At 64.8% G+C, this 13,230-nt stretch carries 11 protein-coding genes and 1 tRNA gene; 8 read left to right on the forward strand and 4 right to left on the reverse strand.

The window, feature by feature from the left end; translation table 11 throughout:
* The first annotated feature begins 4 nt into the window (after nt 1-4).
* On the forward strand, nt 5-1,555 hold the full coding sequence (der, locus tag ACZY1F_RS16205; RefSeq protein ID WP_193340025.1) for a ribosome biogenesis GTPase Der: 1,551 nt from the start codon (nt 5-7) through the stop codon (nt 1,553-1,555).
* Nucleotides 1,556-1,702: 147 nt separating this feature from the next.
* A tRNA-Pro gene (locus ACZY1F_RS16210) sits at nt 1,703-1,779 on the forward strand.
* A gap of 87 nt (nt 1,780-1,866) precedes the next feature.
* Here ACZY1F_RS16210 and ACZY1F_RS16215 read toward each other — a convergent pair.
* The gene (locus ACZY1F_RS16215) at nt 1,867-2,736 is read right to left on the reverse strand and encodes an Fpg/Nei family DNA glycosylase (RefSeq protein ID WP_463943028.1); all 870 of its coding nucleotides are present in this window, start codon (nt 2,734-2,736) and stop codon (nt 1,867-1,869) included.
* Between the two features lie 3 nt (nt 2,737-2,739).
* On the reverse strand, nt 2,740-3,357 hold the full coding sequence (locus tag ACZY1F_RS16220; protein ID WP_463943030.1) for a hypothetical protein: 618 nt from the start codon (nt 3,355-3,357) through the stop codon (nt 2,740-2,742).
* Between the two features lie 118 nt (nt 3,358-3,475).
* Here ACZY1F_RS16220 and gcvH point away from each other — a divergent pair, with 118 nt between their 5' ends.
* From gcvH to ACZY1F_RS16245, 5 genes are all read left to right on the forward strand, one after another.
* Nucleotides 3,476-3,862 (forward strand): glycine cleavage system protein GcvH, encoded by a 387-nt coding sequence (gene gcvH / locus ACZY1F_RS16225; RefSeq protein ID WP_463943032.1) that lies wholly within the window; start codon nt 3,476-3,478, stop codon nt 3,860-3,862.
* A 144-nt stretch (nt 3,863-4,006) separates the two neighbouring features.
* The gene (locus ACZY1F_RS16230) at nt 4,007-4,483 is read left to right on the forward strand and encodes an FHA domain-containing protein (RefSeq protein ID WP_463943033.1); all 477 of its coding nucleotides are present in this window, start codon (nt 4,007-4,009) and stop codon (nt 4,481-4,483) included.
* 23 nt (nt 4,484-4,506) lie between these two features.
* Nucleotides 4,507-5,223: a transcriptional regulator FtsR gene (ftsR, locus tag ACZY1F_RS16235; protein ID WP_463943035.1), complete on the forward strand. Its 717-nt coding sequence runs from the start codon at nt 4,507-4,509 to the stop codon at nt 5,221-5,223.
* Nucleotides 5,223-5,726, forward strand: a complete 504-nt coding sequence (locus ACZY1F_RS16240) for a bifunctional nuclease family protein (protein ID WP_463943037.1) — start codon at nt 5,223-5,225, stop codon at nt 5,724-5,726. The genes ftsR and ACZY1F_RS16240 overlap by 1 nt, the downstream gene beginning before the upstream one ends.
* Before the next feature lie 239 nt (nt 5,727-5,965).
* On the forward strand, nt 5,966-6,562 hold the full coding sequence (locus ACZY1F_RS16245) for a MerR family transcriptional regulator (protein ID WP_463943038.1): 597 nt from the start codon (nt 5,966-5,968) through the stop codon (nt 6,560-6,562).
* Nucleotides 6,563-6,668: 106 nt separating this feature from the next.
* Here the strand turns inward: ACZY1F_RS16245 and ACZY1F_RS16250 are convergent, their stop codons facing one another.
* Entirely contained in the window at nt 6,669-7,490 is an 822-nt protein-coding gene (locus ACZY1F_RS16250; RefSeq protein ID WP_463943040.1) for a ParA family protein, read from the reverse strand.
* Nucleotides 7,491-7,791: 301 nt separating this feature from the next.
* Here ACZY1F_RS16250 and ACZY1F_RS16255 point away from each other — a divergent pair, with 301 nt between their 5' ends.
* Nucleotides 7,792-11,187, forward strand: coding sequence for a pyruvate carboxylase (locus ACZY1F_RS16255; protein ID WP_463943041.1), 3,396 nt, complete (start codon nt 7,792-7,794; stop codon nt 11,185-11,187).
* 83 nt (nt 11,188-11,270) lie between these two features.
* Here ACZY1F_RS16255 and ACZY1F_RS16260 read toward each other — a convergent pair whose 3' ends face one another.
* Nucleotides 11,271-13,082, reverse strand: coding sequence for an AMP-dependent synthetase/ligase (locus ACZY1F_RS16260; protein WP_463943043.1), 1,812 nt, complete (start codon nt 13,080-13,082; stop codon nt 11,271-11,273).
* Nucleotides 13,083-13,230: the final 148 nt, after the last annotated feature.

Below are 13,230 nucleotides of genomic sequence, written 5' to 3' on the forward strand. Positions count from 1 at the left end.
TGCAATGAGCGATACGACTCAAACCTCCGGCCACTCCGGCGCCGGCGAAGACGAATACACGCCCACCGGCACGGACCAGGTGGCCGAGCGGCTGGCAGCCCTGGACGACGACGAAGCGGAGCTGCGCGCCGCGTCGCTCCGCGCCGGCCTGGCCGACTACGAGCTCGACGATGAAGACGCCGCCCTACTGAGCGGGGAGTTCGACGACGAGGACTTTGACGGTCCGGTCAAGCTCGATCCGGTGCTTGCTATCATCGGCCGTCCCAACGTGGGCAAATCCACCCTTGTGAACCGTATCCTGGGCCGCCGCGAGGCAGTGGTCGAGGATACTCCCGGCGTGACGCGGGACCGGGTGATGTACTCCGCACACTGGAACGGGCGCAACTTCACGGTCGTGGACACCGGCGGCTGGGAGCACGATGCCCGCGGCATCCACGCCCGGGTGGCCGAGCAGGCGGAAATGGCCGTAGAAATGGCTGACGCCGTGCTCTTCGTCGTCGACTCCGCGGTGGGCGCCACTGCAACGGACGAGGGTGTCATGAAGATGCTCCGCCGCAGCAAGAAGCCGGTCATCATGGTGGCCAATAAGGTGGACGACTTCGCCCAGGAAGCGGACTCCGCCACCCTGTGGGGCCTCGGCTTCGGCGAGCCTTACCCCGTCTCGGCCCTGCACGGACGCGGCGTTGCCGACCTCCTGGACCACGTGATGGACACCCTGCCGGAGTTCTCCACGATTGAGGGCCTGGAACGCTCGGGCGGACCCCGCCGCATCGCACTGATCGGACGCCCGAACGTGGGCAAATCATCACTGCTGAACAAGCTGGCAGGTTCCGAGCGTGTCGTAGTGGACAACACTGCCGGCACCACCCGTGATCCGGTGGATGAGTTCATTGAACTCGGCGACCGCACGTGGCGCTTTGTGGACACGGCGGGCATCCGCCGCCGCCAGCACATGGCACAGGGCGCCGACTACTACGCCTCCCTCCGGACGCAGGCAGCGCTCGAGAAGGCGGAGGTCGCCGTCGTTCTTCTCGCCGTTGATGAAGTCCTCAGCGAGCAGGACGTCCGCATCCTGCAGCTGGCCATCGAGTCGGGCCGCGCCCTGGTGCTGGCGTTCAACAAATGGGACCTGCTGGACGACGAACGCCGCACCTACCTGGAGCGCGAAATCGAGCAGGACCTGGCCCACGTGGCCTGGGCACCGCGGGTCAACATTTCCGCGCTGACCGGCTGGCACAAGGACCGCTTGGTTCCGGCCCTGGACCTGGCCTTGGAGAACTGGGACCGGCGCATCCCCACCGGCAAGCTCAATGCCTTCCTCGGCGAGCTTGTGGCGGCGCACCCGCACCCGGTCCGTGGCGGAAAGCAGCCGCGCATCCTGTACGGCACGCAGGCGTCCAGCCGGCCGCCGAAATTTGTGCTGTTTACCACCGGATTCCTGGACCCGGGCTACCGCCGCTTTATCACCCGCAGGCTGCGCGAAACGTTCGGTTTCGAGGGCACGCCCATCGAGGTCAACATGCGCGTCCGCGAAAAGCGTGGCAAGAAGCGTTAATTAGGACACGCCGGCGGCGTGCAGGCGGCAAAGTGTCACTTGCACCCTCCGGAATCGTGTAAGCTTTTCAAGGTGGTTCGGCCGGACTGCTGAGTTGAAATCCTGGCTAACATCAGGAGTAAACGCAGCGGAGAACGGCGGAACTAACGGGCTGTAGCGCAGCTTGGTAGCGCACTTGACTGGGGGTCAAGGGGTCGCAGGTTCAAATCCTGTCAGCCCGACCAAAACAGAAGCGTCCCGGAGAATTTTCTCCGGGACGCTTCCGTTTTGTGCCGTCCTGTTAGACGTTCCGTCGGGTTTCGTCACCCTGCCTATTTCAGGAACTTCGACGTCCTGCGGTCCGCCAGGATCTTCCCCTTTGTCTGGCACGTGGGACAGTACTGCAGGGACGTATCGGCGAACGACACCTCCCGGACTGTGTCGCCGCACACCGGGCACGCCTCGCCGGTCCGGGCATGGACCCGCATGTGGCTGCGTTTGACGTCCTTGAGCTCGTTGGGTGGCTTGCCCTCGGCTTCGGCCAGGGCAGTTCCGAGCACGCTGTGGATGGCGTCGTACAGCACCTGCACTGTGTCGCGGTCCAAGGACTTGGCTGTGGCAAAGGGAGAGATCCGTGCAGCATGGAGGATCTCGTCGCTGTAGGCGTTCCCGATCCCTGCGATCACGCTCTGGCTCCGCAGGACGCCTTTGATCTGCTGGGACGTGGAGCCCAGAATTTCCGCCAGCATGTCCGCGTCGAACGCTGCGCTGAACGGGTCCGGCCCGAGGGTCGCGATGCCCGGCACATCCTGGGGATCGCGCACCACGTACACGGCCAGACTCTTTTTGGTCCCCGCCTCCGTGAGATCCATGCCATGGGCACCGTCCGGACCGCTGAACGCCAGCCGGGCAGCGATGTAGCCCTTTCCCAGCCGGAGCTGGGTGCCGGTGGGGGAGTCCGTGAAACGGACCCACCCTGCCCGGGCGAGGTGGAAGACAAACGAAGGCCCGTCGGTGTCAAGGCTGACAAACTTTCCGAACCGGCTGACGCCGCGGATGGTGCAGTTCTCCAACGCGGTGAAGGGCGGATCCGCCGTCTTCAGCACGGCAAAGGAGACGATCTGGATCTTTCGTACCACCGCCCCGCGCAGGTGCTCGTCCAGGAAACCGGCCAGGCCTGCAACCTCAGGTAGCTCCGGCACGGCTTACCTGCGGTGAGTCTGGCTGTGGGTGGCGGCCCGTGCCTCAGGGACAGGCGAGCTGGCCGCAGGGTCATTGGCCGCCTTCGCCGCCAGGGAGCGCTCGGCATCTGCCTTCTTAAGCGCCTTCATCTTTTTGCCGCGCTGCCGCCAGACCCTCCACAGGACCAGGCCAACCACAAAGATGACAGCGGCGGCGATGGCTGAGATCTGCGTCCACATGGGGAACCAGGTGGCCTCGGTGCCAAGGATCCGCTGTCCGTTGTGGGCGGCCTGCGAGCTGCCGAACATGATTCCGGCGGTCAGTAGATTTGGGGACGCGAGGGCCACAGCGGCGAGGAGGATGGCTAGCTTCCAGGGCCAGCCCACGGATTTGCGGGTTGCCTGCCAGGCCACCAGGAGGGGGACGAACGTGAAAACGAACCCGTAGAACATTCCCACCAGGATGCCCGCACCAAGGTTGCCCTGGACCTGGTTGCGGATAACGTTCGCCCACCAGACCGGGAGAATGGCCGCGAAAGCAAAGTATGCGATGGCGAGTACCACCAGCGCCGCCGCAACGAGGATGATCCGCGCAGCCCAGTTCGCCTTTTTTGCGGGCGATTCCTGTGAGTGTGTTCTCATGCGTCTCATCATGTCAGAATCCTCCTCGAACGCCCGTGGAGTTGTGCCTATACTTTCAGCGGCGGCTTGTTTTCCAGGCCCCGTTGACATTGGTGATTGACCCGATGAAAGGCCCCTGATGAGCAACATTCCCGAAGACCTGTCCTACACTGCCGAGCACGAGTGGGTATCCGCACCGAGCGCCGACGGCGTGGTCCGGGTGGGCATCACCGACTTCGCGCAGGACGCACTCGGAGATGTTGTCTACGCCCAGCTGCCGGAAGCGGGTACTAAAATCACCGCCAACGAAGTAGTTGGCGAGGTCGAATCCACCAAAAGCGTCAGCGATATCTATGCTCCTGTGAGCGGCGAGGTCGTTGCACGCAACGAATCCCTCGATACCGATTCCGCTTTGATCAACTCCGATCCTTACGGCGACGGCTGGCTGATCGAGATCCGGCTTGCCGAAGCAGACGCCGTGGAATCCTTGCTCAGTGCATCCGAGTACGAACAGCAGGTAGGCTGAAGCTAACGGGTTCATCCGGTCCGGCCAAACGGCGTCTTCGCACGTCAGTGGCCGGATCCGGGCCCGGTAACGGATCCGCGAGGCGGATCCGCAGGGCAAATGTTGATTGCAGGCGTGAGAGCTGCAGCGAAAGAGGAGGAATCCATGGTTGGCCACGAACAGGACCCTGCCGAAGGCGAGCACGGCACAGGTGCAGCCAGGGCTTCGGAGACCACCTCGATTCATCTCACCCCCGTCCCCGACGAGCCCACGATCGCCCCCAAGCTGTCCATGGACGAGCGTTCATCCGTGGAGGCACTGCCGGCCGGTTCCGCGCTCCTGGTTGCCCACAGCGGCCCGAATGCGGGTGCCCGCTTCCTGCTTGACACGGACACCACCACGGCCGGCCGTCATCCTGACGCCGACATCTTCCTCGATGACGTCACCGTATCGCGGCGCCACGTCGAATTCCGCCGCACAGCGCGAAGCTTTGAAGTGGTGGATACCGGCAGCCTCAACGGCACGTACGTTAACCATGACCGCGTCGACAGTGTTGAGCTGAAGTCCGGGAACGAAGTCCAGATCGGTAAGTTCCGACTCACCTTCTACCTGAGCCCTGCCCGCGCAGCAGGCCGCGCCTGATCCCGGGACACTTGCCTGTGGCAATGGCACAACCGGAGCGCCGGGGGCCCCAAGTTTTGAACATCGGGGAAGTCCTCGCGCAGCTCAGCGGCGACTTTCCGGGTATGACCGCGTCGAAAATCAGGTTCCTGGAGGAAAAAGGCCTGATTAATCCGCGCCGCACTCCGGCCGGATACCGGCAGTACTCGGACAGTGACGTCGAGCGTCTCCGTTTTGTGCTGGCGCTCCAGCGGGACCAATACCTTCCACTGAAAGTCATCAAGGACTATCTTGATGCGATTGACCGGGGAGAACGGCCGGAGAACCTGCCGCCCGGCGTCGTGGTTTCGCCGCGGATCGTTTCGGATGAACTGGCCGCGGAGCTTCAGAACCGCGGCCGGAAATTCAGCGAGGAACAGCTGCGGACTGAATCCGGTGCCAGCGTTGCGTTGCTCCAATCCCTGCTGAGCTTCGGGCTGATCAGCCACAGCAACGGCAAGTTCGACGAGCACGCCCTCCAGGTTGCCCGCGCCTGCGTGCAATTGGAGAGCCACGGCCTTGAACCGCGCCACCTGCGGCCGTTCCAGGCCGCCGCGGAACGTGAATTCGGGCTCGTCGAGCGGGCAGTTGCGCCGCTCGCGTCCAGGCGCGATTCCGCGTCACAGGCGCGGGCTGCGGAAGCCGCCCGCGAAATCAGCGACCTCTGCCTGGTCCTGCACCGGGCCCTGGTCCAGGACCGTATCTCACGTATGGACATCTGATGATCGAAGTGGAGATCGTAGGCGTTCGCATCGAACTGCCGTCCAACCAGCCGCTCGTCCTGCTGCGCGAGATCCATGGCGAACGCCACGTGCCCATCTGGATCGGGACTCCGGAGGCAAGCGCCATCGCCCTGGCCCAGCAAGGGGTAGTGCCTCCGCGCCCGATGACCCACGACCTCCTGGTTGACGTGGTGGAATCCCTGGGCCACTCGGTTGTCAGCGTCAATATTGTGGCCGTTGAGGACAATATTTTTTATGGCCAGCTCCAATTCGAGAACGGTACCACCGTCAGTTCACGCGCGTCGGACGCCCTCGCGATCGCGTTGCGGGCCAAATGCCGTATCTGGTGTGCCGACTCCGTGATGGATGAAGCCGGAGTCCGTATCACCGAGCATGACGAGGGGGAGGACACTAATCCGGGCCCCACGGTGGACGAGGAGCGCGAACTGCGGCGGTTCCGAGAGTTCCTGGACGACGTTGAGCCGGAAGACTTCGACAGCTGAGGTCACGTTAAGGTTAAAGTTGAGCCTGAAAGTTCCGACACGCCTGCACCAAGGGGCCTAGATCTTTGACCTTGGGGCGCGGCGGGCCTAACGTCGAAGGTACCAAGCTCCCATTGCTTCCGGCAGCCGCGCAAGTCACACTGTAAAAGTACGACCCCCGCGAAATTACATGCATGGACTTCATGCGTGCACCGGCTGATGCAGTGGTCCCCCGGGAGCTTATACGAAGGAGGATCCAGGTGAGTCCCAAAGGCGAAGCAGGCGGGCTGAAGCAGCCCACAACGGCTGGTGTGGCTGTGCCCGCGACCGGTGCCCAGGGCCTCCTGTTTACCGAAGACCTGCCCGTCCTTGATGAGGACGCTGGATACCGCGGCCCCACGGCCTGCAAGGCGGCCGGCATCACGTACCGCCAGCTGGACTACTGGGCACGGACCGGGCTGGTTGAGCCCGCAGTCCGCGGCGCCGCCGGCTCAGGCTCACAGCGGCTCTACGGTTTCCGGGACATTCTCGTCCTCAAAGTGGTCAAACGGCTCCTGGACACCGGCGTTTCCCTTCAGCAGATCCGCACCGCGGTGGAACACCTGCGCGAACGCGGAGTGGAGGACTTGGCGCAGATCACGCTCATGAGCGATGGCGCGAGCGTCTACGAATGCACGTCTGCAGACGAGGTTATCGATCTTGTCCAGGGCGGCCAAGGTGTTTTCGGCATCGCCGTGGGCAGGGTCTGGCGCGAAGTGGAAGGCAGCCTGGCTTCCCTGCCGAGCGAACACGCCGTCGAACAGTCCTTTCCCGACGACGAACTGAGCAAGCGGCGCGCTGCCCGCAAGATCGGCTGACACCACAGGCTGACACAAAAACAACGAGAAGAGGCCACCCCGGCGGGGTGGCCTCTTCTCGTTGTCCGCGGAACCTGTGGCTGCAGCGGGGCACTGCAGCCAGGTGTTACCGCTGGGTTCGGTTCCGCAGGCCGCTTCCGGTCGCCAGGAGGTTGGCAAGGAGTGCGTCGAACAGCGCAGCGGATGACTTCGCGGACTCGCCGGGCCAGTGGTGCACCGGGTGGGCCGCGCCCTGGATCTGCTGCCAGTTCGCCTGTTCGGGGATGCGCGGGCTCAGGAGGAGGTCGCCGAACATCGATTCCATTTCCGCGAGCCGGTAGGTGTGTTCGGAGGAGCCTGTGCGCACGCGGTTGGCCACAATGCCGGCGGGAGACAGGTTCGGCGCAAATTCCTGCTTAAACAGCTGGATGGCGCGCATGGTCCGCTCGGTTCCCGCCACCGAGAAAAGTCCGGGCTCGGCCACCAGGGCCACCTTGTCGCTCGCGGACCAGGCCATCCGGGTCAGCCCGTTCAGCGACGGCGGGCAGTCTATGAGAACCAGTTCGTAGCGGTCGGCGCCGGCCAGGACTGCGGAAAGCCTGCGGAGGTCGCGGCGGCCCAGGTCGGGGCGGTCGTAGATGCCGGTGTAGGCCGAACCCACAGCGACGTCCAGTACGGCCGGTCCGGATCCGTTGGTGTGCGCCCTTGCCGTCCAGGAGCTGCCTGCGACATTGTCCGCCAGTTTGGCGCGGCGGGGGCTCTTGAGCATCCTGCCGATGTCCAGCTGGTCGCCGGCCTGGACGCCCAGGGCAGTGGTCGCGTCCGCATGCGGATCGAGGTCCACCACCAGTGTGGGGATGCCCGCGGCAAGCGCCGCAGACGCCAATCCTGTGGTGACGGAAGTCTTGCCGACTCCGCCCTTGAGGCTGCTGATGCTGACTACTTGCACTTGTGAGACCAAAACCTAACGCCGGCTGCCGTGTTGGGGGTAATGTTTGCTCCGGCACTGCCGAAGCCGGCGGCTCGAGCCGCCTTACTCATCATATGTGGCTGCGCCGGTGAATCCCGCCTTATGGGGACGCGGCATGGCACGGCATTGGTATGGGTGGCCGGTTCTGCCAGCCTCCGTGGATGCATGCGGGACATGACGGAAGTTTCTGTGACTGTGGCCACAATGATTTGTGTTTCTGAGCGCGGGTCTTAGACACTGTGACCACTTACCGATACACCCGCGATGATGCAGGAGAAGTATGTTTTCCAAGATTCTGGTGGCCAACCGCGGCGAAATCGCGATCCGGGCCTTCCGCGCCAGCTACGAGCTGGGCGCCAAGACCGTTGCTGTCTTCCCCAATGAGGACCGAAACTCGATCCACCGCCAGAAGGCAGATGAGGCATATCTGATCGGCGAAGAGGGGCATCCCGTCCGGGCCTACCTGGATGTTGCCGAAGTGGTCCGTGTGGCCAAGGAGGCAGGCGCCGACGCCATCTACCCCGGCTACGGCTTCCTTTCGGAAAACCCTGACCTGGCCCGCGCAGCACAGGAAGCGGGCATCACCTTTGTTGGCCCGCCGGCTGAGGTGCTTGAGCTGGCCGGCAACAAGGTGGCAGCCCTGAAGGCTGCCCGTGAGGCCGGGGTTCCGGTCCTGAAATCGAGTGAACCCTCGAAGGATATGGATGAGCTGATCGCCGCGGCCGACGAGATCGGTTTCCCCATCTTCGCCAAGGCCGTCGCCGGCGGCGGCGGACGCGGCATGCGCCGCGTCGACACGAGGGAAGCCCTTCCCGAGGCGTTGCAGGCCGCCATGCGCGAAGCCGATGCCGCCTTCGGTGACCCCACCATGTTCCTGGAGCAGGCAGTGCTCCGCCCGCGCCACATCGAGGTGCAGATCCTGGCCGACGCCGAGGGTAACGTCATCCACCTCTTCGAACGTGACTGCTCCATCCAGCGCCGTCACCAGAAGGTCATTGAGATCGCTCCCGCGCCCAACCTGGACGAAGGCATCCGTCAGGCCCTCTACCGTGACGCGGTGAAGTTCGCCAAGGCCCTGAACTACGTCAACGCCGGAACCGTGGAGTTCCTGGTGGACACTGTCGGCGAACGCGCCGGACAGCACGTCTTCATTGAAATGAACCCCCGCATCCAGGTGGAGCACACCGTCACTGAGGAAGTGACGGACGTTGACCTGGTGCAGGCGCAGCTTCGGATCGCTTCCGGCGAGACCCTCGCGGACCTCGGCCTCTCCCAGGAGACTGTCCAGCTCAAAGGCGCAGCGCTGCAGTGCCGCATCACCACCGAAGACCCGGCCAACGGGTTCCGGCCGGACGTCGGGAAGATCACCGGCTACCGTTCCGCCGGCGGCGCCGGTGTACGGCTCGACGGCGGCACCGTCTACTCGGGTGCCGAAATCAGTCCCCACTTTGACTCCCTGCTCGTGAAGCTGAGCTGCCGCGGCCGAGACTACCCGGCCGCCGTGGCCCGCGCCCGCCGTGCCCTCGCGGAGTTCCGCATCCGAGGTGTGTCGACCAACATTTCCTTCCTCCAGGCCGTCCTCGATGACGCCGACTTCATTGCCGGCAACGTTGCCACGAACTTCATCGACGAGCGTCCCCAGCTGCTGAAGGCCCGGGTCTCCGCCGACCGCGGCACCAAGCTCCTGACCTGGCTGGCCGAAGTCACCGTCAATAAGCCCAACGGTGAGCTGAAAGTGCACTCGGATCCGGCAGCCAAACTCCCCGCCGTCGGCGAGGGGCAGGCCGCACCGGGATCGCGCCAGCGCCTGCTGGAGCTTGGCCCGGAAGGATTCGCCAAGGCCCTGCGTGAGCAGACCGCCGTAGCTGTCACCGACACCACCTTCCGCGACGCCCACCAGTCCCTGCTGGCCACTCGGGTGCGGACCCGCGACCTCGTGGCCGCCGGTCCCGCAGTCACTGCCCTCCTGCCGGAACTCCTGTCCGTTGAGGCCTGGGGCGGCGCAACCTACGACGTTGCACTGCGCTTCCTCGGCGAGGACCCCTGGGACCGGCTGGCCGCCCTGCGGAAGGCGCTGCCCAACGTATGCCTGCAGATGCTGCTGCGCGGCCGGAATACGGTGGGCTACACGCCCTACCCGGAGGAGGTGACGGTGGCTTTCGTCAACGAGGCCGCCGCCACCGGAATCGACATTTTCCGCATCTTCGATGCCCTGAACGACGTGAACCAGATGGCGCCCGCCATCCGCGCTGTCCGGGCTACCGGCACAGCAGTGGCTGAAGTAGCACTGTGCTACACCGGCGACATGCTGAACCCGGACGAGAAGCTGTACACGCTGGACTACTACCTGGAACTGGCCCAGCGGATCGTGGACGCCGGCGCGCACATCCTGGCGATCAAAGACATGGCGGGCCTGCTCCGCCCGGCAGCGGCCGCCAAACTGGTGGCTGCACTGCGCGAACGCTTCGACCTCCCGGTCCACCTCCACACCCATGACACGGCCGGCGGTCAGCTGGCCACCCTGCTGGCGGCAGTTGACGCCGGCGTGGATGCTGTTGACGTTGCCTCCGCCTCGCTGGCCGGCACCACCAGCCAGCCCTCCGCCTCCGCCCTCGTGGCGGCGCTGGCGCATACCCCGCGGGACACCGGCTTGAGCCTTGACGCAGTCAGCTCCCTTGAGCCGTACTGGGAAGCCGTGCGCCGCGTCTACGCGCCGTTCGAGTCAGGCCTTCCGGGCCCCACCGGCCGTGTCTACCAGCATGAAATCCCGGGCGGCCAGCTCTCCAACCTGCGCCAGCAGGCCATGGCTCTGGGTCTGGGGGAGCGCTTCGAAGCGATCGAGGACATGTACACCGCGGCGGACCGGATCCTCGGCCGCCTGGTGAAGGTCACGCCGTCGTCCAAGGTGGTGGGCGACCTCGCCCTGCATCTCGTGGGCCTCAACGCAGATCCCGCGGACTTCAACGAAAACCCGCAGAACTACGACATCCCCGACTCCGTCATCGGCTTCCTGTCCGGCGAACTCGGAGACCCGCCCGGAGGATGGCCGGAACCTTTCCGCACCAAGGCGCTCCAAGGCCGCAGCATCAAGGTCCGCGACGTCGAACTCAGCGCCGAGGACAGCGCCGCGCTCCAGGGTGATTCCAAAACCCGTCAGAGCACGCTGAACCGCCTGCTCTTCGAGGGCCCCACCAAGGATTACCTCAAGAGCGTGGAGACCTACGGCAACATTTCAGTCCTCGACACCCGTGACTACCTTTACGGCCTTCAGCGCGGCGCCGAGCACGAGATCCAGCTGGAAAAGGGTGTCCGGCTGATCGCCTCGCTGGAAGCCGTGTCCGAGCCAGACGAAAAGGGCATGCGCACGGTCATGTGCACGCTCAACGGCCAGTCCCGCCCCGTAGTGGTCCGTGACCGCTCCGTGGTGAGCAACGTCAAGGCCGCCGAGAAGGCAGACCCGGCCCAACCCGGCCACGTTGCCGCGCCGTTCGCCGGCGCCGTCACGGTGACCGTCAAGGCCGGCGACACGGTCAACGCCGGTGACACGGTGGCTACCATCGAAGCGATGAAGATGGAGGCCTCCATTACGACGCCGACGGCAGGCAAAGTCGCGCGGCTCGCTATCTCAGCCGTGGAGCAGGTCCAGGGCGGGGACCTTCTCCTGGTCGTGGAGTAGCCCCACTTAAACCAACGCGGGGTCACTTACCGCCCATTGGGAGCCATCCCATGGGCGGTAAGTGACCCCGCGTTGCTGTTTGCTCAGGACGCGCGCGGCGCGCCGTACATTTCCTCGATGACTGTCTCGAAGTCTTTCATCACCTGGGCCCGCTTCACCTTCATGGACGGCGTGAGGTGGCCGGACGCTTCCGTGAAGTCCGAAGCGACGATCCGGAACGACTTGATGGCCTCCGCCTGTGACACCGAGGCGTTTGCCTGCGTGATGAGGTCCTGCACGGCGGCCTTGACCACCGGGTTCTCGACCGCCTCGTCAAGTGTTGTGGTGGCGGGCAGCCCGTGCCGGTGGAGCCAGCCCGGCAAGGCCTCCTGGTCCAGGGTCACCAGGGCGCCGATGAACGGCCGGTTGTCGCCAACCACCAGGACCTGGGAGACCAGCGCGTCCGCCCGGATCTGGTCCTCCAGCAGGGCGGGAACCACGTTTTTGCCGCCGGCTGTGACAATAATTTCTTTCTTGCGGCCGGTGATCCAGACGAAGCCGTCGTCGTCCAGGCGGCCGATATCACCGGTGCGGAACCAGCCCTCGGCAAACGTATCCGCCATGAGGTCATCGCGTTTATAGTAGCCGTGCATCACGCACACGCCCTTGGCGAGGATCTCGCCGTCTTCGGCGATTTTCACCGAGTTGCCAGGCAGCGGCTTGCCCACTGATCCGATCTTGATCCGGGACGGGGTGTTCACGGTGATCGGCGCCGTGGTCTCGGTGAGGCCGTAGCCCTCGAGCACCTGCAGACCGATGCCCTGGAAGAAGTGGCCCAGGCGCTCTCCCAGCGGCCCGCCGCCGGACACAGCGTGGGCAACGTGCCCGCCCATGGCGGCACGTAGCTTGCCATAGACCAGCTTGTCGAACAGTGCATGGCGGAGCTTGAGGCCCAGGCCGACGTGCCCTGCCTGCCGGGCTTTGGAGAACGCGATGGCGGTCTCTGTGGCCTTGTGGAAGATCGCCCCCTTGCCGCCGTCCTCTGCCTTCGTCAGGGCCGAGTTGTACACCTTTTCGAAGACGCGCGGGACGGCCAGGATGAATGTGGGCTCGTAGCTCTGCAGGTCAGCCAGCAGGTTCTTGATGTCCGGGGTGTGGGCCACAGTGGTTCCGGCGGCCATGGCCAGGACGGAGATGAAGCGAGCAAACACGTGCGCCAGCGGCAGGAACATGATGGTCTTGGCGTGCTCGTGCACAATCTCGCCGATGATGGCAAGGGCGTTGTCGGAGAGCTCAACGAAGTTGCCATGCGTGAGTTCGCAGCCCTTGGGCCGGCCTGTGGTTCCCGAGGTGTAGATAATGGTGGCCACGTCGTCAAGGTTGGCGGCACTGCGGCGAGCCTCAAGGTCCGCGTCGCTGACGTCCCGGCCGGCCTCACGGACGGCGTCCAGTCCGCCGCCTTCAAGCTGCCAGACGTGCTGGAGCGCGGTGAGGCCTTCGGAGGTGGCGGCCTGCCGGATGATGTCCTCATGGTGGGTGGCCTCGCCGAATGCGGCCACGGCCCCGGAGTCACCGAGGTTCCAGGCGACCTGTGACGGGGAGGAGGTCTCGTAGATGGGCACCGAGACGGCGCCGGCGAACCAGATGGCGAAGTCGATGAGCGCCCACTCGTAGCGTGTGCGGGACATGATGCCCACCCGGTCGCCGGCTCCCACGCCGCTGGCCATCAGGCCCTTTGCAAGAACTTGGACGTCCGCAAGGAAGTCTGTGGCGGAGACGTCCCGCCAGGCGCCTGCGGAGTCCAGCCGCGAGAAGAGTGCCGGGTTGCTGGGCTTGGCTGCCTGCCGAAGCACAAGATCGGTGATGTTGGTTTCCGGTGGGACAACAACCAGGGGCGGAACACTGAATTCGCGCACTATAGCTCCTTTGATATCCATAGACCCGCACAGGGTATGCCTAAAGACTAATACGCCTGTAACTTGGCCGTGCAGAATCAAACCTACTGGCCAGTAACATAGGAGTCAAAGAGGAGTGTGAAGGCCAGGGGCCCCGGCTTCCGGTGCT

The sequence above is a fragment of the Pseudarthrobacter xylosi genome (assembly GCF_055412765.1).

Coding starts and splice junctions, on each gene's coding strand:
- der (WP_193340025.1), top strand. CDS start 5: ATGAGCGATACGACTCAAACCTCCGGCCACTCCGGCGCCGGCGAAGAC.
- ACZY1F_RS16220 (WP_463943030.1), bottom strand. CDS start 3,357: ATGAGAACACACTCACAGGAATCGCCCGCAAAAAAGGCGAACTGGGCT.
- gcvH (WP_463943032.1), top strand. CDS start 3,476: ATGAGCAACATTCCCGAAGACCTGTCCTACACTGCCGAGCACGAGTGG.
- ACZY1F_RS16230 (WP_463943033.1), top strand. CDS start 4,007: ATGGTTGGCCACGAACAGGACCCTGCCGAAGGCGAGCACGGCACAGGT.
- ftsR (WP_463943035.1), top strand. CDS start 4,507: ATGGCACAACCGGAGCGCCGGGGGCCCCAAGTTTTGAACATCGGGGAA.
- ACZY1F_RS16240 (WP_463943037.1), top strand. CDS start 5,223: ATGATCGAAGTGGAGATCGTAGGCGTTCGCATCGAACTGCCGTCCAAC.
- ACZY1F_RS16255 (WP_463943041.1), top strand. CDS start 7,792: ATGTTTTCCAAGATTCTGGTGGCCAACCGCGGCGAAATCGCGATCCGG.